A 24,334-nucleotide genomic window follows, 5' to 3' on the forward strand; every position below is an offset into this window, starting at 1 on the left:
TGCAAGGGCATTGCCCAATCTGCGACCTGTGTCAGATCAGAATCGGCTGCAGCTTCCTACAATGCCAAAACGCAACAGTTCAGGGCCTATGGACGAGCAATGACCACCCAGACCCCGCGAAACGCAGTACGGATGGTAACCGCTTTCCTCACCACGGGGTGCCTGCTGGCACTTGCCGGCTGCGGCGGCAGTGATGGCGACGGGGACGGCGACCTGCGCACGGGCACCCTTTTCACTGAGGGCGTCGAAAACATCCATTATGAAACGCGCAGCCAGTCCGGGACCACCGGTGAGAACGGTGAATTCCGTTACCACCCCGGCGAAACACTGACCTTCCGGCTGGGTAACCTCGTTCTCGCCGAAAACGTCCCTGCTGCCCCCTTCCTCACGCCCATCGATTTCACGGCGGAGGCCCGCAGGCAGCTGCACAGGGGCAAAACCGATGACGAAGAGCTGCAAACCCACCGCGGGATCGAAGAGGATCTGGCCGAGAATAACGCGATCGCCATCAACATCACCCGTTTGCTGAGCGCCCTGGCTGAACAGGACAGTCCGGCCTCATCGGAGGAAACGCTTGAAATCACGCAGCGGACCATCGATCAACTGAACAGCTACCTGGCCGATGACAGCAATCCCCGCATTGATTTCAGTGTCTCCACGGAGTCGTTCTCAAGACCCGACAACATCTCGGAGGACAGCCGGGAGGATGACACGGGTGACCTGATCGACCCGTCACCGGCCAACCGCCTGCTGGACAGTATCTGCTTCGCTCCCGAGGGCGATGAGCTCTGTGAAGCCCCGCCCACTGAATCCGAGATCGAGAATGCGACCGGTGACCGCGTGGAAGAACTGGAGGATGAACGGCGCAATATCCTCAATGCCCGCCGCACCCTGGATCGAGCCCCCACCGGCAATATCATTGAGTTTCTTTCCCAGGACACGCTCGATTTCAGGAACGACCTGGCGACCGCCTTCTACCTGGAGCCCGGCACCCTGACCATTGGCCCTTCAGACGGCAGCATCAGAACAGTGGCCATAAAACGCACCGGTTCATCCGGCTTCTCACTGAAACGACTGGAGGCGAAAGCGGAAGGCTCGGGCTGGGCGACCCACAGCGTGGATCGTCAGGAAGGCACAGTGGAATTCTACCGGAATACCAGCAGGCCCGCGGAAAGCGGCACGATACTCGTCAACTTCAAGGTGGATTACCCGGGTTTCGACAACTACCGCTGGGTCCGCAAGAACCTGCTGGTGGAAGTCAACTGAACAGCCCCTTGAGACTCCAGCGGGAGCGCTGGCGTGCCGCCGCGCCGGTCACCTCGTACTGCGAGGGATCAATGCCCCCGTAACCGAAGGGTTTGCAGTCCACAATGCGGGCGTTGGCGTCCGCCGCCTCCTCATTCTGTTTGGCCAGATCCACGATGTGGCCCTGCTGGAGGGGCTTCTTGTCGGTATCGGTCAGCACCATAACGCTGGGCCAGAGGCGGCGTTTCGGCGTGTGTGACACCACCACGGCCACCTCACGGGTCGCCAGCTCCACGATCGTGCCCGTCGGGTAAACACCCACCGCCTGAATGAACTGCTCAACCAGATCCTCCTGGAACTGGCTGTTGCGGCATTCAAAGAGCCGCGAAACCGCTTGGGCCGGCGTCAGCTGGCTGCGCCTTTCCCTAGGCTCGATCAGGTATTCATAGTAATCCACCAGTCCTACCAGCTTAGCCAGCAGGGGAATATGCTCACCGTTGACCCGCTGCGGGAAACCCGTGCCGTTATGGCGCTCCCGGTGGTAACGGATCACGTTCACCACCACACGCGGCAGACCGGAGGCCGCAGCAAGGCGGGCCCCAATCTCCGGATAGCGGGAGTAGGTCTGCCACTGCTCGGTGGTCAGCTCACTCTCGGCTATCTGCATGCCCTCGGGCAGACGCGCTGTACCGATGTGGGAAAGCAGCGCCCCCATTGAAAGCTTGTGCAGCACATCCGGATCCAACCCAAGCTGGCGCCCCAGGAGAAGGGCCCAGATGCTGATGTTGAGGGAATGACGATAGGTATAATCATCGCGGCTCTGGACGCGACTGAGCCACAGCAGCGCATCGGGGTTGCGTGCCACGCTCTCCGCCATCGTGCGGGCAACGGAGGAAACCTCCTCAACGTCGACCTCATTATGGCCGGCAGCCAGCATCTCATTAACCCGACCCAGGGCTTTTTCAACGTTATCCAGAACCGGCTGAACGTTCCGGATTTCCTTGCGCAACGGGCGTGTGGTCTCGTAATGGTGGGGGTTGCGCACCTTGACGGCAGGCAGTTTGATCACCTTGCCATCACCACCGTCACGGCGGGCCGTGGTACCCGTGGACTCGGCGGCCCTACTCTCGCGCTTTTCCGCGACATCCACGTGAACATGGCGGCAGTGCCGGATCAGCTCATCCACTTCCTTCTGGTTGCGGATGTAGAACCCCTGGATGGGGAACGGCGTCTCATGCCACGGCCGATCCAGATCCGCAACGAACATGCCGATTTCAAGTTCCTTTACGGAGATCTTTCGCCGCTGTACACCCATGGATTCATCCTCGACGCCCGATATGACTTCTTCGTTCTACTTCTTCTTTTTTGCATTGTTTCAAAATTGAAAGAAGAAGCAACGCGCCGACTGTGACGATTCGTTCCGCAAATGCGGCGAAATGTTACAGGAGTTTTCCCGGCGGAGGTTCAACCGTCATCGCAGACATGGTCACCCAGCTGCGGCGGCCGTTGAGTAAGGCTGCCGGTGGGTACAGTGCGCACCCGGAAGGTATAGGGCACGGAGGAAGCGCGCAGATAGTCAACGTTGACCACCTTGTCTCCCATGTCCACACCCGTCTGGCGGGGGGAACAGCTGACGCGGAGCTCGAGGCGGCTACCCAGATCCCGTACCCGCGTGCTGCCGTCAGCATCGGTCAGCTGCATGCACACCTGCCCCGCCTCGACCGGCTTACCGCTGTTCGTGGCATCCAGCCGCGGGTCACCACAGGCAGCAATCGCGTCTTCCGAGCAGGCGCCATCCATTCCGGGATCGCGCAGTTGCCACTCGCGCCGGCTGCACTGGGTTTTCACGGTGACCGGGGTGGCGCTGTCCTGGCGCCAGTGCCAGGCCGGGTAGCGTGCGGTTTTCCATTTCAGCAGCACACGCCGTTCCTCACCGGCGGAGTTTTCGGCGGTCATGGCGGAATAGTGGGTCCGCTGTGTGCTACAGCCTGAAAGGCCCATGGCCAGCAGCAGAACCAGCACAACGCCTGTCACAGTTCTCAATGGCCTTCTCCCTGCTCGGTCTGCGTATCCATGAACGCCAGGCCGTAACCATCACTGGCCTCGCGCACGACCCGCATCCGGCGCACAGGCGCGGGTACGGGCAACCCCTGGACCTGGACCTCCACCTCACTGCCAATCCCGGGGAAAGGCTCATTATCCACAAGAACGAAGATACCGCCGTCGGACAGATCACGCATTGTGAATACATGCTCGCCAATCTCACTGTGGCGCACCATGATGCGTACACTCATGCTGGTCCGGATGTAACGCCGCTGCTCAGGCATGCTCCCTGTCCACCCTTGATACTGTCCGGAGCAAGCATAGCAGCTTCCGCCATGCATGCAGCCTGAAAGCTGCTAATGCCGCTTGCACTGATGATGCAGCCACCGGGGTTGTGCTGTCGCGCCTGAAAGGCTATACAGTCAGTCACTCATGCAATCTGCCGGAGACCAAGCCGCATGCTGGTGTGCACGAACTGCCGACAGGGGCTTATGGATCCCATCCGGAACGAAGACGAGCCGGAGTACACGGACCGCTACCAGTGCGGCCACTGCGGTCACGCCGCGACCATTCCCTCGCTACTGATCATCTTCAGCCAGTTCATCTCCGCGATACTCGGGGGCGGGATCACGTTCTATCTGCTCCAGCACCACGGGGTTCGGGCGTTTGCGCTCCTGGTTTCGGAAGGGAACAGCAACCTGCTGCTGCGGGAAGGCGGGCTGGCACTGGGCGCGCTGACCCTGGTACTCGCCTTTATCTACCTGCTCTACCTTTCGTTCCGTGGCATCAGCAAGCGCATGCGCTACCGTCTGCCGCCGCAGAACGCCCAGTAGGCCTTCACAGGCCCACGCCCTCGCCGCTCAACAGCCACCGCTTGCGCCGTTCACCACCGCCGTAGTTGCCGGTTCCGCCGGAAGCCGGCAGCACACGATGGCATGGAACCAGAACAGGCACCGGGTTGGCGCCCACAGCAGCGCCCACCGCCCGGGCGGCCCCGGGCTGGCCGATGTGACGGGCGACTTCGCCATAGGTGAGGCACTGCCCCGGGTCGAGCCGCAACAGATAACGCCAGACCCGTTGCTGGAACGCGGACCCCACCATCTCAAGCGTCGGCATGGAGACCGCCGCCTGGTTGGGCCAGGCGTGGAGGATGGCGGCGAGGCTGGAGAGCCGATCGTCGTCCTCCGGTATTGGTTCCGGTTCCCGGCGCCAGACCTTCGCCGCCCGGCGAAAACGCGCTTCCACATCAGAAGGGCTGTCCACAAACGCTAGCTGGGTCAGCGCATCCTCATGCCACAGAGACCAGACCCGCCCCCAGGGCGAATCAACCTCGCCATACACCAGATCCCCTGCGGGCTCCGGGCGCTGCAGCCAGATCACGTTCATTGGTTCCCCTTCCCCATTACCAGAGCGTCAGTGCGGTTCACATCCTCGGGCCCGAAAGTCAGTTCATCGCCTTCCCGCTGGTAACTCAGGCGCCGCAGCAATGCCCGGCCGGAAAAATGCTCAAGGTGAGCCACCACCATGTTGCTGCGGTCGCGGCTGTCGAGGAGCTCGCCCTTACCGGTGGCATAGACCACCAGTGCCACAACGTCGTCTCCCCGCAGAATGGCTTTCAGACTCTCGAAGATCAGCTCAATACGCTCAGTGTCATCCGCCCCCGAAGCGGGATCAATATGCACCCCCCGGACCCCACCGCGGCGGGACAGCACAAACGCCCGCGGGCGGAAACGATCGCCTTCGGCAGCCAGTTCCGTCTTCACCACCGGCAGCGTCTCCCGCATCAACCGGTTCCAGCTCGGCAGGGGTCTGTCGTCAGTGACTGGCTCGGGAGCAACCTGCTGCTCCATCGCCACGTCCGTGGTTGTGCAACCGGCCGCAAGCAGTGCAGCAGCGGCCAGAACGAGCAATAGCAGAAGCCTGATCCGCATGAGGGCATCCATCTCCGAAAACCGCAGGATAACCCATTGCTCCGGAGTCTTCACCCAATACTATATCTAGTATATCGCATACTACAGTTTTCGGACCGCAGCGACCGCCCCCTTCCTAAATCCCTGCCATGGGCGGATTCTGCCGCACCCACCCCCATCTGGCCGCCATGTTCACTTGACACCCCAGAGGCCAAAACCACAAGATACGGGCATCAACAACAAGAAAAAGTCGATATATTGGGGGTTAATCAAAAATGACAGTGCATGTCAACAGGCCAGAGGCATTGCCCCGGCCTGCTCTCCTGTTAAGCCCTGCAGCCGGGAAGATGCCCCGCTTTACCCTCTCCGCGGGGTCCGGCTGAGCCACGGGCTGCTCAAAACCTAAACACAAGATATGGTGGTTGCATTGCGCAACCGGTATCCAAGTAACAACCAGGGACAACGCCACTCATGAACGCCAAGACTCAGGATCTGACCAACAACATTCCCTTCCAGGAAACCTCGGTCGACATCTGGGCCAGCAAGTACCAGCTCAAGACCAAGGCCGGCGAGCCTGTCGACCGTGAAATCGAGGACACCTACAAGCGCGTCGCGGAGTCCCTGGCCTCCGTGGAGACCGCCAAGAAGCGCAAGGCCGTGCACGAAGACTTCGTCTGGGCCCTGCGCAACGGCGCGATACCGGCCGGGCGCATCACCTCCAACGCGGGCGCGGAAGCGCACAAGCCGGCCACCTCCACCATCAACTGCACCGTCTCCGGCACCGTCTATGACTCCATGGACAACATCCTGGTGAAGAACCACGAAGCAGGCCTCACCCTCAAGGCCGGCTGCGGCATCGGCTACGAGTTCTCCACCCTGCGGCCCAAGGGCGCCTATGTGGCGGGCGCCGGCGCCACCACCTCCGGTCCCCTGTCCTTCATGGATATCTTCGACCGCATGTGCTTCACCGTCTCCTCAGCGGGCGGGCGCCGTGGCGCGCAGATGGCAACCTTCGATGTGCACCACCCGGACATCATCGACTTCATCGAAGCCAAGCGCGAAGACGCGCGCCTGCGCCAGTTCAACCTGTCACTGCTGATCACCGAAGACTTCATCGAGGCAGTGAAGAACGACGCGGACTGGCAACTCTCCTTCCCCGTCTCCAGCGAGGAAGCCGAGAAGGAAGGCCTGGACCTGAACGACCCGGAACAGTTCGTCTACCGTGACTTCCCGGTCAAGGACGGCTACGTGACCGACGGCAAGGGCAATGTCGCCTGCCGGATCTACCGCACGCTCAAGGCGCGCGCGATCTGGGACAAGATCATGTCCTCCACCTACGACTACGCCGAGCCGGGCTTCATCCTGATCGACAAGGTCAACCGGATGAACAACAACTGGTTCTGCGAGAACATCCGCGCCACCAACCCCTGCGGTGAGCAGCCCCTGCCGCCCTACGGCAGCTGCCTGCTGGGCTCGATCAACCTGACCCGCTTCGTGGAGTTCCCCTTCACCGAGAAGGCGCGCTTCAACTACGACAAGTACCGCAAGGTCGTGGGCATCTTCACCCGCATGCTGGACAACGTGGTCGAGCTCAACGGCCTGCCGCTGGACAAGCAGCGCCACGAGATCGAATACAAGCGCCGCCACGGCATGGGCATCCTGGGGCTGGGCTCCACGCTCGCCATGCTGCGCATGCCCTACGGCTCTGCGGACTCCGTCGCCTTCACCGAGGAAGTGACCAAGGAGATGGCGCTGGAAGGCTGGCGCGAAGGCGTCCGCCTCGCCGAAGAAAAAGGCCCCGCCCCGATCATGAACGACGAGTTCGAAGTGACCGAGGAAATGCTCGAACTGCGCCCCGAGATGCGTGAAGACGGCTACACCGCCGGCGACAAGGTGCCCGGGCGCATCCTGCACGCGCGCTACAGCCGCTACATGCAGAAGATCGCCGAGGCGGAGCCGGAGGTCGTGCAGCAGATCGCCGAGAAAGGCGTGCGCTTCACGCACCACACCTCCATCGCGCCCACGGGCACCATCTCGCTGTCGCTGGCCAACAACGCCAGCAACGGCATCGAGCCCAGCTTCTCTCACCACTACTCACGCAACGTGATCCGCGAGGGGCGCAAGTCCAAGGAAAAAGTGGACGTGTTCTCCTTCGAGCTGCTCGCCTACCGCGAGCTGGTGAACGAGAAGGCCATGCCCGACTCCGAGAACCCCGAGGAGCAGCTGCCGAGCTACTTCACCGTGGCGGACGACGTGAGCCCGAAGCAGCACGTGGACATCCAGGGCGCGGCCCAGAAGTGGGTGGACTCCTCCATTTCCAAGACCGCGAACGTGCCCACGGACTTCGCGTACGACGACTTCAAGGACATCTACATGTACGCCTACGAGCAGGGGCTGAAGGGCTGCACCACCTTCCGCTTCAACCCCGAGGCCTTCCAGGGCGTGCTGGTGAAGCAGAAGGACCTTGAAGGCACCCAATACGAGTTCACGCTGGAGGATGGCAGTACCGTCCAGGTCAGTGGCGACGAGGAAATCGAATACGACGGCGAATTCCACAACGCCGCCAACCTCTTCGATGCCCTCAAGGAAGGTACCTACGGCAAGTACTGAACCGAATCCAGACTACGGAGACCCGAGAAAATGACCGTCCGAATCGAGAAGAAAATCGTCGACCAGCGCGTTCTCAAGGAAGAGAACGCCGCCAATGAGGCGCAGCAGACCAGCACCGAGAACCAGCCGCTGGTGATGAACGAGCACATCGAGCGGCCCGAGTTCCTGCTCGGCACCACCTACAAGATCAAGCCGCCGATCGATGACCACGCGATGTACATCACCATCAACGACATCATCCTCAACGAGGGCACGGACCATGAAACCCGCCGCCCCTACGAGGTGTTCATCAACTCCAAGAACATGGAGCACTTCCAGTGGGTGATCGCCCTCACCCGCGTGCTCTCCGCCGTGTTCCGCAAGGGCGGCGACGTCACCTTCCTGGTGGAAGAGCTGCGCTCCGTGCACGACCCGAGCGGCGGCTACTTCAAGAAAGGCGGCGTCTTCATGCCCTCGCTGGTGGCCGAGATCGGCTACGTGATCGAGAAGCACATGAAGGCCATCGGCCTGATCGAGACCGAAGAGATGAGCGAGCTCACCCAGCGGATGATCGCCGAGAAGAAAGCCGCCTTTGAGAGCAACGGCGAACCGGCCACCAACGCCGAGGGCAGCTACCCGCCCAACGCCACGGTCTGCGGCAAATGCCACACCAAGGCCATGGTGATGATGGATGGGTGTGAAACCTGCCTTGCCTGCGGCGAAAGTAAGTGCGGCTAACGCCGGATACCAAGCCCCCTGCGGTTCACGCCCCAGGGGGCTTTTTGGTTGGGGTTGATTGAATGCGGGTAAACGGGAATTCAGGATATTACATCGCGGTCTACGCCTGCGTGGTAGACCCCTGATTTTATGGATAGATTCCGGATAAACTCAGCAAAGCAAGCTGGCGCTATACCGAATTCAGGGATATCAATAACGCAGAATTCCTATCATTACCTGTTAAATGCTTATGAAAACGTTCCTGCTAAACAACGATGAAGGGCAGCTCACTGGATTCGAAGTTTCGAATTTGTTCCTGTCGTCGGGTGGTATCGCAAAGTATGTTCGTCGAATCAAGGGGTGCGAGGTCACTGGGAAACGTCGATGGTTCTCGGCTGATGAGGTTCACGTTCGCTTTTCATTTTCTGGGAAACGTTTTATTGTCTGGGAACCCTTTGGAGATAACAGCCGTTTGTGGGTTGGCCCCGAAGATGGAGAGGTAGTTCCGCCAGAGACTATTGATGCTCTGAGGGAGAAGTTTGAGAGTACAGGTAGGTTGGGCCTCTCACGTTGAGCCGGGTCGCATCTAACCATGCCATTAAATTCGCTCCCTTCGGTCGCCGGACCTCGTTTCACTCGGCCGTTTATGGCGGGCGTTATACGTTTTGGCTAGCCCCCTCGGCACAATTAATAGGAAGGTGATTTCTTTGGTTACGTTTAGTCTTTCTGTGCTTGCTTCTACGGCCGCTTCGCTTGTTGTGGCATATCTGACGGCTCGGATCACGATCGGTAGAAGATATGGTGAAGCAACCCAACGGCTATTCGTTGCGATAATGCGGTACTACTTTTCCTACAAAGCGCTTGTGACTGATGAGCGCCTTGAGCAGACCGAAGGTGGTTTGATGTTTAAAGACAGACGTGACCACGACATTTATTTGGAGACATTAAGGGATGTCCATAACTCCGTTTGCTCGATATTAGATTCACCAGCGTCGTCGGAGCTCTTATCAAAGAACCTACAAGTGGCATCGCTACCAATCGCTTTAAGCGTAGAAATATACAACTTCCAACAGTCGTCCTTGATCTCTAACAAGAGCTGCCTGAAGAGCATGTTTGAAATTATGGATTTTCTCCTAGAACAAAAACCTATTAAAAAGCTTAACGGTCAGAAAATTCATGACGAGGTAGTAGCTATTCAAAACGAGATAAACGACTCGGAGCTGGAAAGGCTCCTCGGGTTCAACCCGAACGCTGGCCTGTGAAGCGTATAACAAGTGGCTGTTGTCGGACGTACCTGCGCTCCGCTCCGGCACGCCGCAAAGCCAAGCGTTAGAGTTCCGGGGGACATGAATGTCTAGTGGCATACACGATGAGTGCTTGTCCTTGGTCAGGGACGCGCTGCACGCGATTCAAGAGGGGAAGCCCGGCTCCGTTTCCTTCTCGATCCGTAAGATGGAGCTCGCTGCCGATCTGATCGACGACAAGCGGCTGAAAAAGTGGTGCGCCTTCCAGTTAGGTCAGTACGAGGCGCGTCTCCCGTATCCGGAAACCGTCGATGACGAGTACGTCGAGTCTCTTGCTGCGAAGGTGCAGGAATTGGATCTCCCGATCACAAACGAGGAGATACAGCCCCGTGTAGCGGTCGCGGGTGGTGCTTTCAAGAGCATTGAATTTATTGAGCAAGTCTTAGCACGGCTCAACAAAGACAAAATGGGGAACGACGGGGTCTACTATCGGACAAATCTGCAAGCCACGATTTCTGCTGCCTCAAACGCTACATACGCTCAGGCTAAAAAACTATACAAGACATTAAGCTTCGGAGAAATTCCCAGCAGGCAGTTCAACGCGATTCGAGATAGAGTCGATTCCCTTCTTTTGGAGATCTGTCCGAGCGCAATCGAAAAATTTATGTCGGCCTATGAGCGGCTGGGGTCAAGTTCGTCAGAGGATTGGTCTCATGCGTTGACAGCAGCCAGACGGGTGATTAAAGAAGTGGCTGACTCAATATATCCGCCGACCGAAACAGCCAAAGGGGAGCGTAAGCTCGGAGAAGAGCAGTATATAAACAGGCTTTGGGCGTTCTTGGACGAAAACGCGCAGTCGGGATCCGACAAGGAGCTCGCTAAGGCACACGTGAACTATCTCGGCTCATTTCTGCAGCGGATTAACGACAAAGCATCCAAGGGAGTTCATTCAGAGGTAACGTACTCCGAGGCGGTCAGGGCAGTTTTGTATACGTATCTGACTTTGGGGGACATACTCGAAACCGCTGGCGGTGCTCTTGAGCAGAAGGCGCGTGCGGAAGGGCGAATTAATTTGAATACTGCCGAAATTGCGGAGATCAAAGAACTGCCAGGTATTTCCGACGCTCTCGCTAAAGAAATTGTAAAAAGACGTGCTAAAAAGCGATACCAATCGGTAGATGAACTAGGTGAGTTCAAGGGCGTCGGGCCGAAGACCATAGAGCGGGTTCGTGAAAAGTGCGTCGTACATTAGCTCTAACAATTCGCTCCAGAGCGACAGAAAAGAGCGTGGCTCTTTTCTGCGCCTGAGCGTTTTCGTTAAGAAAAATCGAATACAAAAATGCCGAAGATGCCAATGGCGAGGAAAGTACCCGCTGCGACAACAAACGCCAGGCCCAGTTTGCGGTCCACAGGTCTGGCGTACTGTCGTAGCAGGGGCACATCGACCAAGGGGTCATTAACCGGATTCCAGGGGCCGATGGGCAGACCAATGGCACAGGCATACCACACGACTCGACCTCCTACCCCATCCCAAGGGCAGGGGCGATCCAGACCATCCCGTTTCATGGCCTTTTCGATACGGGCCATGGAAACTCGCGCGAAGGTGACCCACGCCACCGCAAGGGGTATGAAAGAGCATCCCAGGATCAAAAGAAACAGGTTTTTGGCGGACTCCAGAAAGATCATCTCGATTACCAGTCCCAGAGCAAATCGGCTAGATTTTTCCCCATCTGATCGAAATAGTATCCAATCCCGATACCGACCAGAGCTCCGGATACAATAATAACTCCCACTACTGCCAGACCTACGGGCCCGGCAGCTGTCAAACCGATGCTAGCCGCGAGTGTAGTTCCGCCCATCACGGTAGCCTTGCCTGCGGCTATCCCTGCCGCACCGCCAAACCCAAAACCGGTCATCTGCCGGGAACTCTCTTTCAGCCAATTACCACCTGCATCATAGGTCGCCTTAACCTTGCCGACACGGAAGGCACCATCCACTGCCACCGCCGCGTTTCCAAGATAATTGAAACCTTTCGCCAGTTTCGCCATACGGTCAGCTTGAATGGTGTCTGCCACATTCAGGCGGGGATCGGGCGTGGCCGGGCTGGCACTGCGTTCGGCAAGCCGGATCCCCCGCCCGGCACTACTCAGGGCACCCCCTTTGTTCTTGGCCCGGAACGCTTCCGGCGCAAAGCGGTTCAACTCCGCACGGTACTGGCTTTCAAGATTCTGGTAGGCCTGACCTATCTGTTGGCGAATCTTCGCAAGGTAGGCTCCTCGTCCAGGTCCGGAATGACGGCGATAGGAGTCCTGAAGTTCCATCAGCTTTTTCTGATAGTCGGCAACTGCTTTCTGGAAACCGCTCAACCGCGCATAGGCGGCACCGGAGCCTCCATTAACAGCGCTGTTGATGGCCTTCAGGTCGAAAAAGGAAAGATGTTCTTCGGCAAAGGCCGATAGCGTATGGACGCCATCGCCCATAGAAGCGGTGGCGTTGGCGGCGTTCTTGCGCTCGGCGAGCGGCAGACTGTTGATGCTTCGCACAATAGACCGTGTCTTGGCATCCCCGGCATCCAACGAATAAGCGCGCCCTTCAGCAAGGAATGCGTGCTCCCCCACCCCATTGGCAACGCAGAACTGTTTCAGGGTATCGGGGTCATCGCCAACGATGTCACTGGGACGGCGGGTTGAACGGGCAAATCTGATTTCCGGCATGAATACTCTCTCCCTAGAGGTGGCTTCAAACTCCTTCTCTTGGGCAGAATGCTACCCAGAGCAACAGAGCGCTGTCCAGCGAACGATTACGTTGGTTCAGAATGGGCCTGTGCCGACATGGGCTGTGGCGGTGCCGGTATCCTGGGCCCAATGTCGCGCCGTGCGGGTAACTCCGGATCGGTCCTGGGCTTTGACTCCGATCCGGATCTTCTGGAGCAAACATTCGCTTTGCGTGGCGACATCAACATCGGTCGCCGGACGGTCCATATGTTCAGGGCGTGTGGCCTGGAGGATGTGCAGATCCGGACATCTGTCCAGGCGGTGCAGGACCGGCACCCGTATATGCGCATGCCCCTGATTGGCGCCAGGGCAATGCGCGAGAGAATGCTCGACGCGGGACTCACAACGGCGCGAGAGCTTGATCGCTTGATCAGCGGCGTCGAGCAGGCGGTGAATGATCCGGACCGCGTTCAGTTCACATTTACCCTTGTACAGGTCTGGGGAAGCAAGCCCCTCACGCTACAGTCCAGGGAGAGTCCGACTTGGAATTAGCCAATGTAGTCCCATGGGGCCAGTCTTTTATGAGTACCGGGCGATGTTCGGATTATCGGAAGACGACCTGAACCGTCGAATACTCGGTTGTGGTGGCGGCCATGTCGAGGTTTCTTTCTGACTTTGATGACGGTTACCAGCAGGGCCGGTATCTTCCAGCCTCATTGCCGTCGCTGCCCTTCCCTGACGCCAGCTTCGGTCTGGCACTCTACTCCCATAACCACTGGCTGTTGGCAGCCGCACCTACGCTGCGCTCCGGTACGCCGCAAAGCCAAAACGTTATTACGAGAGAGAGTTCGCTAGCATAGTTGCTGGTGATACAGCACCAATCCGCATTCGTACATTTCCTTAGATTAACCAAAATGGCTCGAAGAGCCTAAGGTACTGTATGAGTGATCCCAAAGAAGCCCTGCACTTCCCTCTTTTCAGAGCCCTTGCCGACATCAGCTTTGATTCGGTGATGGTAACGGAAGCCGCCAATGACCATAAGGATTCAGTGGTGGTGTATGTCAACGAGGCGTTCACGGAACTGACGGGCTATTCGGCCGAGGAGGTTCTGGGGAAGACGCCGGGCCTGCTGCAGGGTTCGGAAACGGAAAAGGCGGTTACGGATCGCCTGGCCGATGACCTGAAGAACTACCGGACCTTCCACGGCAGTACGATCAACTACCGTAAGGACGGTTCGCCATTCACCATCGAATGGATCGTGACGCCGGTACTGGATGGAGGAGAAGTCACCCATTACGTCGCGGTACAGCGAGCCGCAAAGTAACTGCGGTTTTGACCGCGACCTGTATTTCCTCCGGAAGTTCCTTCAAAAGTAACGCCGGAACCTCTCGGTTCCGGCGTTCCTCGCAGCTCTTCTACACCTCCCGGTGCCGATCAATCAGCTCACAGAGTGCATCCAGCCCATCCGTGAGCGCAGCAGGCCCCGGCTGCAGAATCAATGGTGACTTCACTTCGTAAAGCGCGTTGTTGGCAACGGCGGGAATGGCATCCCAGCCCGGTCGTTCCGCCACCTGTTCCGGGCGGAATTTGCGGCCACACCAGGAGCCGATAATGAGGTCCGGCTGGCACGCCACAACCTCATTGGGGTCTTCGATAATACGCTCCCTGGCACCTGGCTCCGCGGCCCGCTCGGGAAAGACGTCTTCGCCACCGGCGATATGGATGAGCTCCGAGACCCAGCCAATGCCCGTAATCATCGGGTCGCCCCACTCTTCGAAATAAACACGCGGACGTGGCCCCTGAGCCTGCTTCGCCCGTATCGCCTCCACTCGTGACGCCAGTTCATCCGCGTAGGGTTCGGTGTGGTCATGCAGGCCGAGCATGCCGCCGAGGGTGCGGATCATGGAGAAAATGCCGGCGACAGTGCGGTGGTTGAAGATGTGTACGGCGACCCCGGCGCGTACCAGTTCGGCGGCGATATCCGCCTGCATGTCCGAAAATCCCAGCACCAGATCCGGCTCCAGCTCAAGAATCCGCCCAATCTTGGCGGAAGTGAAAGCGGAGACTTTTGGTTTCTCCTGCCGCGCCCGTTCGGGGCGCACGGTAAAGCCGGATATACCAACAATGCGGTCTTCGGCACCAATGGCGTAGAGCGTTTCAGTGGTTTCCTCAGTCAGGCAGACAATGCGCTTTGGGTAATCCATAGGCTCAGTTCCGGCGCTCCATCACAATAGTTTGCATGTAACGAACTCCTGTTGTTCACTCGCTTTGAATGCGCCTCAAACTACACTTATGGGGACTTCCTGAACACCCGGTTGAAGACAAGGAATGGCAAGAACCCAAAACCCCTCTACGGCAATGGCTTTGATCCTCACTGCAGTTCTGGCCGGATGCACGTCTGATGCTGTAAACGAGCGGTCCGATTCGCCTCAGGCCGAAGCTGAGCAAGGTGCCGCCCAAGCTTCAGAGTGGACGGCTGGCATTATCGACCGGCCGCAGGCCGAAGCGCCCGCCGCGACCCTTGTCGCCGTCCGTACAGGCACCCATGACGGCTTCGACCGGGTTGTTTTCGAGTTCGACGAGCGGGTACCGGGCTACCACCTGGAGTACATCGACCAACCGGTAAGAAAGTGCGGGTCCGGCAGGACCACACAGATGGCCGGCGATGGCTGGCTCGAGATCCGGATGTACCCGGCAAATGCGCACACCAGCGAAGGCGAGCCCACGATTGCCGAGCGGGAGCGTATGCTGAACCTGCCCGTGCTCTCCGAGCTGGAGCTGACGTGCGACTTTGAGGCTGTCGTGACATGGGTCCTGGGCGTCGAGTCGCCGAACCGCTATCGGGTCAGTGAGCTGAGTGGTCCACCGCAGCTCATCATCGACATACGACACTGAGACAGCGCGTGATATCGCTTATGAGCACGCACCGGAGCGATGGCTGAGCCGGTTCAGCGCATTCCCCTTTGGCGCATTGGCATTGTGTCGATCAACGCAAAGATCCCGGCAACATCCAGACCCTGGCTCCGCTGCTTAATCCCGCCATCCTTGCCGATCAGAACAACGCTTACGTTTTCCGGCTGTGCGTCGAGCGTTTTGCGGACATCCCGCTGCAGATCCCTGCCCGGCTCCTCCAGATTCGACTGGATGCCCTGATCCCCGACGACCAACCAAACGATGTCCCGATCATCGATACCTGCAGCATAGCGCCTTAGGGTCTCAACACGCTGATCGGGCTCATTGGCACCTTCAACGAGAATCAGCCGGTTACGCCATTGGAAATCCGAAAGTGAACGCATCCCCTGTTCTCCCGCAATGACTGGGCCAAACCAGAGTAAACTGAGAGCCAGAACGGCCGGCCGACTGATCACCTCGTTTAACCATTTCATCCCGCTATTTCCCTCTGCAAACCTCTTCAGTTATACGCTTGGAGGAGATTCAGGTTTACGATAGGCTCATGCGAAGGAGGCTTCATGAAGAAAGGACTTGAACTGACAATCCCTCCACCCCTGATTGCTCTGACCGTCGCTGTGCTGATGTGGGGTGTCGCGCGACTGGTGCCCGGCGCTGCCCTGCCATTCCCGCGTTCAGCGACGCTGGCGATTGTGGTGGCAGCGGTTGGTTTCGGCATTGCCCTGATTGGTGTCCTGCAGTTCTGGCGTGCCAGTACCACGATCAATCCGCATACGCCCCAGAAATCCGCCCAGCTGGTGGAGCACGGGATCTACCGCTTCAGCCGCAACCCGATGTACCTGGGGCTTGTTGTGGTGCTGCTGGCCTGGGCCCTGTACCTGACCAATGCCCTGTCGCTGCTTCTTATCCCGGGATTCATTGTCTACATCAACCGGTTCCAGATCCTGCCGGAGGAACGCCACATGCGGGCGCTGTTCGGCCAGCCCTTTGACGAGTACGCCGCCCGGGTAAGGCGCTGGATCTGATGTAAAACCTGGTTGCTCGAGAAGGGGGTTAATGGTCCGCGTTTCCTGGCCGACCCGGAGTGGTCAATCTGGCGGACCAACTGGTTCGTTAACAAGGTTTTTGTCCTGGCCTGCTTTGTCCTCGTGCTGTATGCGGCCCTGAGGCGCCCGGAGGGTTTCAGGGCATCCCGTTGATATGACCATAGAAGGTAGGGGCCGATGCTTGTGACGATTGCAAGCTACAGCTTTCCATTCGAAGCTCAGATCGTGCGCTCACGCCTTGAACCAGAGGCGATCTCGGCCTGTGTCGGGAAGCTTCGACCCTTGAGACGTTCCGTCGTGCCTTCGATGTCATCGACAAGAAGCAGCAGGAAATCCCCCTCCTCCGCCTCGGCAATGGCCTTTGCCACTGCCTCCTGTTCACTCAGGATCGTTTCCACCTGAACGGACGAATCGGCATCCGTGGCACCACTGTGAATGAGCTTCGCCGTCTCGCCGGTCTCGCGCCCACGGGCGTCCGTCTCATAGACATAGAGAAGATCGCACATACTGGCGAGCTGCCCACCCAGGGCCCGTAGATCGTCGTCCCGCCGGTTGCCCGGTGCCGTGGCGACACCGATCCGGCGCTTGGTGGCCAGCCCCCTGACCAGGGATTCAAGCGCCTCCAGCGCCGGGACGTTGTGACCGTAGTCGATCAGGCATTTCACACCATCCGCCTCGAAATAATTCGTGCGGCCCGGCATCTGCGCCGGTGTCGGATGGAAGGTCAGAAGCCCCGCACGAACGTCATCGATCTCTACCCCGTGGCCGATGGCGGCCCCGGCCGCGGCCATCGCGTTCTGTACGTTGAATAGGGCATGGCCCTCGAAGGCGATCGGCACATCGTTGACGTCGACGATGTCGACCGTGACCTTGCCTTTCAGCAGAACGATCTTCCCGTTCTTCACGGACAGCACCATGCGGTGGTCACTGAGGTGCTCGCCCAGCTCCGGATGATCGGGATCCATGGTGAAGTATATGATTTCACCGCGCGCCCAATAGGTGCCGTGCTCCATCACCAGTGGATCGTCGGCGTTGAGAACGCAGTACCCGCCCTCCTTCTTTACCGAATCGACAACGACGGTCTTGCAGCGGGCGAGTTCATCCAGGGTATGGATATCGCGCTCGCCCAGGTGGTCGGAGGCGATATTCAACAGGACGCCGACATCGCTCTCGTCAAAGCCCAGCCCGCGCCGCATGATGCCGCCACGCGCGACTTCGAGCACGGCATGCTCGACGGTCGGCTCCTGAAGCACGGCCTGTGCTGCCCCGGGACCGGAATAGTCACCACGCAGGATGACATGGTTGTCGATCTCGACCGTACCGGTACACCCCATGCCAACGGAATGCCCTGCCTGGCGGAGAATATGCGTGGTCAGGCGCGTCGTCGTTGTCTTGCCGTTGGTACCGGTGATCGCGGTTATCGGAATCCGGCCGTTGTTTGTCGGGTCGGGGAATAGCATATCCACCACATGCTCGCCGACGGGACGGGGCGTGCCATGGGTCGGCGCCATGTGCATGCGGAAACCCGGGCCGGCATTGACTTCGACGACACCGGCCGACTGCTGGTCCAGCGGCAAGACCAGGTTTTCGGCCAGAAGATCGATGCCGATCACGTCGAGCCCGACAAGCCGGGCCACCCGTTCCATCGTGAACCGCACTTCCGGGTGTACGTCGTCGGTCAGATCCGTCGCAGTACCGCCCGTTGACAGATTGGCGGTCGATTTCAGAAACGCAATCCCGCCTTCCGGCAGCACGGTATCCAGTGTATAGCCCGCCTGCTCGAGCATCCGGTGGGTCTGTTCGTCCACATGGATCTGGGTCAGCAGGTTTTCATGACCCACGCCACGGCGCGGATCCGAATTCTCGATATCAATGAGTTGCTGGATGGTGTTCGTTCTATCGCCCGTCACATGAGCGGGTCGACGGCGGGCCGCGGCCACGAGTTTGCCGCCGATCACCAGAATCCGGTGGTCCTCGCCCTTGATGTAGCGTTCCACAAGCACGGTTTCATGATGCGCATAGGCCGCTTCATATCCGGCTTTCAGGTCTTCGATGGAGGTAATGTCGGTCGTCACGCCGCGTCCATGATTGCCCGACAGTGGTTTGGTGACGACCGGCCACCCGATCCAGTCCGCCGCGCTTCGCGCCTCCTCGAAGGAATAACAGGCTTGCCCGCGCGGCACCGGGACTCCGGCGTTGTCCAGTATCTGCTTGGTCCACTGCTTGTCATCCGCGATCGAGTGGCCGATGATTCCGGATGAATCCGTCACCGTCGCCTGGAACCGCCGCTGTTTGACGCCATGGCCTAGCTGCGTGTAGCTGGTGCCTTCGGTAAGGTTATAGGCCGGAATGCTTCGAGCCCTGGCGGCATTGACGATCGATCCGGTGGAGGGTCCGAGTGCATTGGCGTCGCGAACCTCTTTCAGACGATCGATAGTGGGATCGAGGTCCACGTCCTCGCCGTCGTAGAGCTTCTGGGCGATCTCGACCGCAGCCTCGCCCGCGGCGAGGCCTGTGGCTTCGTCCCGGTAGCGATAGACTACGTTGTAGATTCCGGGGTCATAGCTATCTATGGTTTTTCCGTAGCCGACCGAAAAGCCAACCAGATTTTGCAACTCGATCGCCAGATGCTCGACCAGATGCCCAGCCCAGGTACCATCCCTGAGCCGCTTCAGGAAGCCCCCTGGTTCCCCGACCGAGCAACGATGATCGTGGATGCTGGGAATCAGCCTCTCAAGCTTGTCAGCTATCCCTGGAACCTTGTCGCTCGGCCGCTCTTCCAGTTCGTCGATAGCGAGCCGCATATAGATGGTTTTATAGCGGCTGTAGTAATTCGGCCCGCGCAGAGCGCGGTGTTCAAGAATTCGCAATCCAGTGCTCCAGACCTGCCGCCCTGAGCTCGTCAGGGCCCAGGACCCGCCGGTCTTTCAGGTTAAACCCATAACCATCGACCAGCGCGTGCATGATGACGTTGTGTACGGTAACTGCTTCACCATCCGAAAGCTCGAACACATTCGAGCCTGATATCTGGGAACTGTCTACGATAATGACATGGCCGGGCCCGAAAGCCCGCATGACATCGCCCTCGAACAGGACCGCCGCATCCTCGCCCAGGCCGACGCCCAGGTATTCGGGGTTGGTGGCGCCGACTTCCATCAATCTCGAAAAGCGTCCACGCTCAAGGAAGTGGGTATCAATGATGATGCCATCAACCAGACCGAAGCCGGCGGCCATCTGTACCGCACCCTTGCGCAGGGAATCGGTGGCCGGTCCGCCATAGACCATCGTCTGGGACTGACAGGCCGCCCCCGCGCTCGTCCCCGCGATCACGGTGCCCGATTGACGCTGCGCACGGATCGTCTCCAAAACCGGAGAACCGCCGAGAATGTTCGTCAGCCGCATCTGGTCGCCGCCGGAGATGAAAACAATGTCCGAGTTCCGGATCATTTCAACGAATTGTTCCGACGCCGCGTCGCTGCGCTCGCGGATCCGGATGTCCAGAACCTCCGACGCGCCCAGGCCCGAAAACACCTCGTGATACTCACCGAATACATCGTCGGGAACGCTGCTCGCCGTCGTGATGACGCCAACCACAGGCGCATCCTTTTTCGACAACGACAGGACACGGCGCAGTATCTCCGCCTCGGAGGTCTTATCCTCCGCGCCGCCAATTGCGACAAGCGGCCCTCCAGGGGTACTCTTGGCGGGTGTACTCATTGACTGCACTCCAAACCCCAAAATGACGATGTCCGCCGAATCTTACATCTCTATGTATAGCACACTGGTTGCCGGCGGTGCTTGAATCTCATTGTCGCTGCAGCCCCGACACAGACTGGGAATCATCCAATCCCGGGGCTTCCGTGTGTCGAGTGCGCAACAGGTAACCTGAACCTTCTGGAGAATCGACATGATGGGCGGCTTCAGTCTCGCAGTTCACGGCGGCGCGGGCGTTTTGCATCGCGATCAAATGACGCCAGAGCGTGAGGCCGACTATCACGCCGCCCTGGAGCGGGTGTTGAGCGCGGGTGAAGCCGTTCTCGACGCCGATGGCTCCGCGCTCGACGCCGTGACGCAGGCGGTGTGCGCCCTTGAAAACGAACCGCTTTTCAATGCGGGTCGCGGCGCCGTCTTCACGCGCAATGAGCAGCAGGAAATGGATGCCGCCCTGATGGACGGCCGCAATCGCCAGGCGGGTGCCGTCGCCGGAATATTCGGGCCGAAGAACCCAGTATTGGCTGCCCGTAGCGTTCTCGAACACACCGATCACGTTCTCATGATTGGCGAGGGCGCACTTGCCGTCGCACGCACCGCCGGGCTCGATTTCGAAGAGCAGGACTATTTCTTCACGCAGCAACGGTGGGACGCATTGCAGGAAACGCTGAAGATGGAAGCGGAAGGGACGCTCGACGATGACCCCTCCCGCCGTCACGGTACCGTCGGCGCTGTCGCACGCGACCGGAACGGCCATCTTGCAGCGGCGACCTCCACCGGCGGCATGACGGCGAAGCGATCCGGTCGTGTCGGCGACAGCCCGGTCATCGGTGCCGGGACCTATGCCGACGACGCCACCTGTGCGGTATCCGCAACCGGCGATGGCGAAGCCTTTTTACGCCTGTGTGCCGCCCATGAGATCGACGCCCGCATGCGGCTCACCAGCGTGTCACTGGAACGCGCCGCCGAGGACGTCATCATGACCGAGCTCACAGCCCTCAACGGAACCGGAGGCATCATCGCGCTGGACCGCAACGGTGCCATCACGACGCCCTTCAACTGCGAGGGCATGTATCGCGGCTGGAGCGTCGAAGGGGACGGTCGAAAAACAGCCATTTACTGAGGTTCCCGGCCATATCAGCTATAGTTTCCCCATCTTCCCCCAATTCCAGAGGAACCCCCGTGGCTGAAAACGACAACGACCGCCTCGCCGTGATGATTGATGCGGACAACGCCCAAGCCTCGCTCTGCCCCGAACTGCTGGCGGAAGTGGCGCGGTTCGGCGTTGCCAGCGTGAAGCGCGCCTACGGCGACTGGACCACCACCAACCTCAAGGGCTGGAAGGAACACCTGCACAAGCACGCGATCCAGCCGGTTCAGCAGTTCAGCTACACCACGGGCAAGAACGCGACGGACTCCGCGCTGATCATTGATGCCATGGACCTGCTCCACGAAGGCAAGCTGGATGGCTTCTGCCTGGTCTCATCGGACAGCGATTTCACGCGCCTCGCCACACGGATCCGAGAATCGGGGCTGACCGTGTACGGGTTCGGTGAGCGCAAAACGCCGGAGCCTTTCGTCTCGGCCTGCGACAAGTTCATCTACACGGAGATCCTGAAAAACCGGACCGATGTGGATGAGCCGCAACCAGTCGATGCCGAGCAGACCAGCGACCTGCGGGATATCCTGATTCCGGCCGTGAACACGGTCTCGAAGGACGATGGCTGGGCGCCGCTTTCCGGAGTGGGCGATTACCTCAACAAGAAATACCCATCGTTCGACTCGCGCAACTATGGGTACCAGAAGCTCGGGCAACTGATGAAGTCACTCGACTACATTTCGGTGGATGAGCGAAGGCCCCAGCCGGACTCTCCGATCACCCACATCTTCGTGAAGGCCACCGCCTGACGCTACGCCCATCTTCAGGCGGTAAGCGGTGTGGAGGAAAGGTGCAGCCCGTCCGACGTGCGACCCACGGAGACCTGGTTGCGACTCTGGACTTCGTCCGGGTTTCCGCCTCCGTTGTTTCCTGCAACAACAGTATGAATTCCTCCCCCCAACGCGCCAGGAGATCGCCATGGCGACGGGATCGGCCAGCGCCCCCCACCATCAAGGGTCGACTTTGCCCCTCAGAGCCTTGGTTTTGCCTTTCCGCGTCTTACTGTCAACGCGGCGTCGCCGCGCTGACCTGGTCGGTCTGGTGGGCCGGCGCACCTTCTGTTGCTTCACGGCGCCCTGGATCAGCGTCTTCAGGCGCTGCATCGCGTCGTCTTTATTCAGCTCAAGGGTGCGGTGGGACTGTGCCTTGATGATCACCACGCCCTCCTTACTGATGCGCTGGTCGGAGAGCGCCATCAGCCGTTCCTTATAGAACGGCGGCAGGCTGGAGTTGGGGATGTCAAAACGCAGGTGCACCGCCGAGGCAACCTTGTTGACGTTCTGGCCACCCGCCCCCTGGGCACGGATCTGGGTGAATTCGATCTCCCAGTCAGCGATTTCAACGGTGTTCGATATTCTGAGCATAACAACATCATCTGCCGCGGGCGCTGACCGGCGTCCGGCCGTGGCCATCTACGAGGAAATCCAGGAGCTTGTGGCATAATGCGTTGACTGGAAGCACCACCCATTCAGACAACCGTCATCAGTGGTTGCCACAACGCCGTTCATTGTAAGCAAAGATGCCCAGAACCAGTACCCATCACAGACAGCTGCAGAAACAACTGGCCCGCGCTGAAACCTACGACCAATGGTTCGCCGCCGCGGAGGCCCTGGACGAAGCCGAGGGCCTGCTGGACTGGCGTGAAGGGCCGGGCTCGGATCTTCTGCATGAAAAGCTGATCCGCGAGCACCTCTACGCCATGCGCGTTCACCGTAAAAAAGGCGATGTGGCGGCGCTGAACCGGGTTCTCCAGGAAAGTCTTTACCGGCATCTGGGGGAACTGTCCAACCCCGAGCTCTATAGCGTGGCCCGCACGGGCACCACAAAACTGGCCACGGAATTCCTGGATGAAGTGGAAAACGCCATGAACTTCATCTGCGACCACCCCATGCCGGGCGTTTCCGAGGCGCACAAGCTGCAGCTTTTCCAGGAGGCCGAGCGGGTATTCGGGCGGCCGGCGCTGCTGCTCAGTGGCGGTGCTGCTTTCGGCATCTATCACATCGGCGTTGCACGTGCCCTCTGGGAACAGGGCCTTCTCCCTGGAGTTATTGCGGGCTCGAGCATGGGCGCGATTGTTGCCGGTGGCGTGTGCTCCCGGAACAATCAGGAGCTGGAACGGCTGTTCTATGAGCCCGGCTACATCCACCTGGAGGCCTTCCGGTGGCTGGAACCCGGTCAGATCTGGCGACACCGCCATCTCATGGACCCGCAGCAGCTGCTGCACCACATCCGGAGCAATGTCGGCGACATGAGTTTCCGGGAAGCGGCCGAACACAGCGGGCGCACTCTGAATATTTCCGTCTCACCCACCCGCACCCGGCAGAAGCCACGACTTCTCAATGCACTGGCGGCTCCGGACGTACTGGTTTCCTCCGCCGTTCTGGCCTCCTGTGCGGTGCCGGGGATCTATCCGCCGGTAACACTCCGGGCGCGGGATCCCAACGGCGAGCGCAGCGCGGAAAAGCCCTACATGGGCACCGAGCGCTGGATTGACGGCAGTGTTCACGGGGACCTGCCGCTGATGCGCATGGCGCGGCTGAACAACGTCAATCGCACCATTGTCAGCCAGGCCAATCCCCATGTACTGCCTTTCATCAACCATCATGAGAACAGTGGCGCCAGGGCCTCGCTCAAGCAGGCGACCACGTCCGTGCTGAAGGCACAACTGGCCACATCCCTTCAGGTCAGCCGCAATGTATGGTCCCGTTCACTGTTGCGGCCGTTGCTGGATCAGGCCCACTCGGTGGCCACTCAGCCCTACCTGGGCGATATCAATATCCAGTTCCCCGCTCAGCCCGGCCTTTACCGCAAGGTGTTGTCCAACCCGGATGAACAGGATCTGGCCCTGTACATCCGGATGGGCGAGCGCGCCACCTGGCCACGCATCCCGATGATCCGCGACCAGACCCGGGTCAGCCGGATATTCACCGACTGCATAGCGCGGCTTCAGGCAAAGTTGCGACAACAGTAGATCAGCACTCCCTGCCGGATGCTATGATCCGCGCAACTATCCTTCGTTCCAATGGACACACCTTACCAGGACCGC

The 24,334-nt window shown here is 59.5% G+C and carries 25 protein-coding genes; 13 read left to right on the forward strand and 12 right to left on the reverse strand.

Translation table 11 applies throughout. The features are described 5' to 3' along the window. The first annotated feature begins 99 nt into the window (after window positions 1-99). Entirely contained in the window at window positions 100-1,266 is a 1,167-nt protein-coding gene (locus QZ501_RS04370) for a hypothetical protein (RefSeq protein ID WP_295717499.1), read from the forward strand. Here QZ501_RS04370 and QZ501_RS04375 read toward each other — a convergent pair. From QZ501_RS04375 to QZ501_RS04385, 3 genes are all read right to left on the reverse strand, one after another. Continuing rightward, a complete protein-coding gene (locus tag QZ501_RS04375) occupies window positions 1,259-2,560 on the reverse strand; it encodes an HD-GYP domain-containing protein (protein WP_295717502.1) in 1,302 nt (433 codons plus the stop codon). The two genes, QZ501_RS04370 and QZ501_RS04375, sit on opposite strands and share 8 nt — an antisense overlap. Window positions 2,561-2,709: 149 nt before the next feature. After that, window positions 2,710-3,288 (reverse strand): hypothetical protein, encoded by a 579-nt coding sequence (locus tag QZ501_RS04380; RefSeq protein WP_295717505.1) that lies wholly within the window; start codon window positions 3,286-3,288, stop codon window positions 2,710-2,712. Continuing rightward, window positions 3,285-3,572, reverse strand: coding sequence for a PilZ domain-containing protein (locus QZ501_RS04385; RefSeq protein ID WP_151440623.1), 288 nt, complete (start codon window positions 3,570-3,572; stop codon window positions 3,285-3,287). Before QZ501_RS04385 ends, QZ501_RS04380 begins: the two co-directional genes overlap by 4 nt. A gap of 174 nt (window positions 3,573-3,746) precedes the next feature. Between QZ501_RS04385 and QZ501_RS04390 the strand changes: the two genes are divergently transcribed. Then, on the forward strand, window positions 3,747-4,121 hold the full coding sequence (locus QZ501_RS04390) for a hypothetical protein (protein ID WP_151440624.1): 375 nt from the start codon (window positions 3,747-3,749) through the stop codon (window positions 4,119-4,121). A gap of 4 nt (window positions 4,122-4,125) precedes the next feature. Here QZ501_RS04390 and QZ501_RS04395 read toward each other — a convergent pair whose 3' ends face one another. Together QZ501_RS04395 and QZ501_RS04400 are read right to left on the reverse strand one after the other, a co-directional pair. Beyond that, window positions 4,126-4,674, reverse strand: a complete 549-nt coding sequence (locus QZ501_RS04395) for a methylated-DNA--[protein]-cysteine S-methyltransferase (RefSeq protein ID WP_295717509.1) — start codon at window positions 4,672-4,674, stop codon at window positions 4,126-4,128. Next, a complete protein-coding gene (locus QZ501_RS04400; protein ID WP_151440626.1) occupies window positions 4,671-5,219 on the reverse strand; it encodes a hypothetical protein in 549 nt (182 codons plus the stop codon). Before QZ501_RS04400 ends, QZ501_RS04395 begins: the two co-directional genes overlap by 4 nt. Window positions 5,220-5,669: 450 nt before the next feature. Here QZ501_RS04400 and QZ501_RS04405 point away from each other — a divergent pair, with 450 nt between their 5' ends. The 4 genes from QZ501_RS04405 (at window position 5,670) to QZ501_RS04420 (ending at window position 11,000) form a co-directional block, all read left to right on the forward strand. Then, window positions 5,670-7,808 (forward strand): adenosylcobalamin-dependent ribonucleoside-diphosphate reductase, encoded by a 2,139-nt coding sequence (locus tag QZ501_RS04405; RefSeq protein WP_160899107.1) that lies wholly within the window; start codon window positions 5,670-5,672, stop codon window positions 7,806-7,808. Between the two features lie 30 nt (window positions 7,809-7,838). Further along, entirely contained in the window at window positions 7,839-8,525 is a 687-nt protein-coding gene (locus QZ501_RS04410) for an NrdJb (RefSeq protein ID WP_160899106.1), read from the forward strand. 644 nt (window positions 8,526-9,169) lie between these two features. Next, window positions 9,170-9,766, forward strand: coding sequence for a hypothetical protein (locus tag QZ501_RS04415; protein WP_295717512.1), 597 nt, complete (start codon window positions 9,170-9,172; stop codon window positions 9,764-9,766). A gap of 121 nt (window positions 9,767-9,887) precedes the next feature. After that, the gene (locus QZ501_RS04420) at window positions 9,888-11,000 is read left to right on the forward strand and encodes a helix-hairpin-helix domain-containing protein (RefSeq protein WP_295717514.1); all 1,113 of its coding nucleotides are present in this window, start codon (window positions 9,888-9,890) and stop codon (window positions 10,998-11,000) included. A 65-nt stretch (window positions 11,001-11,065) separates the two neighbouring features. On the opposite strand, the gene QZ501_RS04425 is transcribed toward QZ501_RS04420, so the two are convergent. Both QZ501_RS04425 and QZ501_RS04430 read right to left on the reverse strand, forming a co-directional pair. Beyond that, on the reverse strand, window positions 11,066-11,434 hold the full coding sequence (locus QZ501_RS04425) for a hypothetical protein (RefSeq protein WP_160899494.1): 369 nt from the start codon (window positions 11,432-11,434) through the stop codon (window positions 11,066-11,068). Window positions 11,435-11,439: 5 nt separating this feature from the next. Beyond that, window positions 11,440-12,462, reverse strand: a complete 1,023-nt coding sequence (locus QZ501_RS04430) for a hypothetical protein (RefSeq protein WP_295717518.1) — start codon at window positions 12,460-12,462, stop codon at window positions 11,440-11,442. 150 nt (window positions 12,463-12,612) lie between these two features. On the opposite strand from QZ501_RS04430, the gene QZ501_RS04435 reads away from it, so the two are divergent. Both QZ501_RS04435 and QZ501_RS04440 read left to right on the forward strand, forming a co-directional pair. Then, window positions 12,613-13,014 (forward strand): hypothetical protein, encoded by a 402-nt coding sequence (locus tag QZ501_RS04435; RefSeq protein ID WP_295717520.1) that lies wholly within the window; start codon window positions 12,613-12,615, stop codon window positions 13,012-13,014. Between the two features lie 388 nt (window positions 13,015-13,402). After that, entirely contained in the window at window positions 13,403-13,786 is a 384-nt protein-coding gene (locus QZ501_RS04440; RefSeq protein WP_295717522.1) for a PAS domain-containing protein, read from the forward strand. 91 nt (window positions 13,787-13,877) lie between these two features. On the opposite strand, the gene QZ501_RS04445 is transcribed toward QZ501_RS04440, so the two are convergent. After that, entirely contained in the window at window positions 13,878-14,666 is a 789-nt protein-coding gene (locus QZ501_RS04445) for a cobalamin-binding protein (RefSeq protein WP_295717524.1), read from the reverse strand. Between the two features lie 124 nt (window positions 14,667-14,790). Between QZ501_RS04445 and QZ501_RS04450 the strand changes: the two genes are divergently transcribed. After that, window positions 14,791-15,357, forward strand: coding sequence for a hypothetical protein (locus tag QZ501_RS04450; protein ID WP_295717526.1), 567 nt, complete (start codon window positions 14,791-14,793; stop codon window positions 15,355-15,357). Window positions 15,358-15,410: 53 nt separating this feature from the next. Here the strand turns inward: QZ501_RS04450 and QZ501_RS04455 are convergent, their stop codons facing one another. After that, entirely contained in the window at window positions 15,411-15,848 is a 438-nt protein-coding gene (locus tag QZ501_RS04455) for a DUF4174 domain-containing protein (RefSeq protein WP_295717527.1), read from the reverse strand. Window positions 15,849-15,932: 84 nt separating this feature from the next. Here QZ501_RS04455 and QZ501_RS04460 point away from each other — a divergent pair, with 84 nt between their 5' ends. Beyond that, window positions 15,933-16,397: an isoprenylcysteine carboxylmethyltransferase family protein gene (locus QZ501_RS04460; RefSeq protein ID WP_295717530.1), complete on the forward strand. Its 465-nt coding sequence runs from the start codon at window positions 15,933-15,935 to the stop codon at window positions 16,395-16,397. Between the two features lie 239 nt (window positions 16,398-16,636). On the opposite strand, the gene cphA is transcribed toward QZ501_RS04460, so the two are convergent. Further along, window positions 16,637-19,288: a cyanophycin synthetase gene (gene cphA / locus QZ501_RS04465; RefSeq protein ID WP_295717532.1), complete on the reverse strand. Its 2,652-nt coding sequence runs from the start codon at window positions 19,286-19,288 to the stop codon at window positions 16,637-16,639. Then, complete coding sequence (locus QZ501_RS04470) at window positions 19,275-20,135, reverse strand: cyanophycinase (protein ID WP_151439230.1); 861 nt, start codon at window positions 20,133-20,135, stop codon at window positions 19,275-19,277. Before QZ501_RS04470 ends, cphA begins: the two co-directional genes overlap by 14 nt. A 190-nt stretch (window positions 20,136-20,325) precedes the next feature. Here QZ501_RS04470 and QZ501_RS04475 point away from each other — a divergent pair, with 190 nt between their 5' ends. Together QZ501_RS04475 and QZ501_RS04480 are read left to right on the forward strand one after the other, a co-directional pair. After that, complete coding sequence (locus tag QZ501_RS04475; RefSeq protein ID WP_295717537.1) at window positions 20,326-21,252, forward strand: isoaspartyl peptidase/L-asparaginase; 927 nt, start codon at window positions 20,326-20,328, stop codon at window positions 21,250-21,252. Window positions 21,253-21,311: 59 nt separating this feature from the next. Further along, entirely contained in the window at window positions 21,312-22,037 is a 726-nt protein-coding gene (locus QZ501_RS04480) for an NYN domain-containing protein (protein ID WP_160899503.1), read from the forward strand. A gap of 201 nt (window positions 22,038-22,238) precedes the next feature. On the opposite strand, the gene arfB is transcribed toward QZ501_RS04480, so the two are convergent. Beyond that, window positions 22,239-22,652: an alternative ribosome rescue aminoacyl-tRNA hydrolase ArfB gene (gene arfB, locus QZ501_RS04485; RefSeq protein ID WP_160899504.1), complete on the reverse strand. Its 414-nt coding sequence runs from the start codon at window positions 22,650-22,652 to the stop codon at window positions 22,239-22,241. A gap of 155 nt (window positions 22,653-22,807) precedes the next feature. Between arfB and QZ501_RS04490 the strand changes: the two genes are divergently transcribed. Next, complete coding sequence (locus QZ501_RS04490) at window positions 22,808-24,259, forward strand: DUF3336 domain-containing protein (RefSeq protein ID WP_295717541.1); 1,452 nt, start codon at window positions 22,808-22,810, stop codon at window positions 24,257-24,259. Window positions 24,260-24,334: the final 75 nt, after the last annotated feature.

Source organism: uncultured Halovibrio sp. (assembly GCF_913056445.1).
GTDB classification, from domain to species: Bacteria; Pseudomonadota; Gammaproteobacteria; order Pseudomonadales; family Oleiphilaceae; genus Halospina; species Halospina utahensis_B.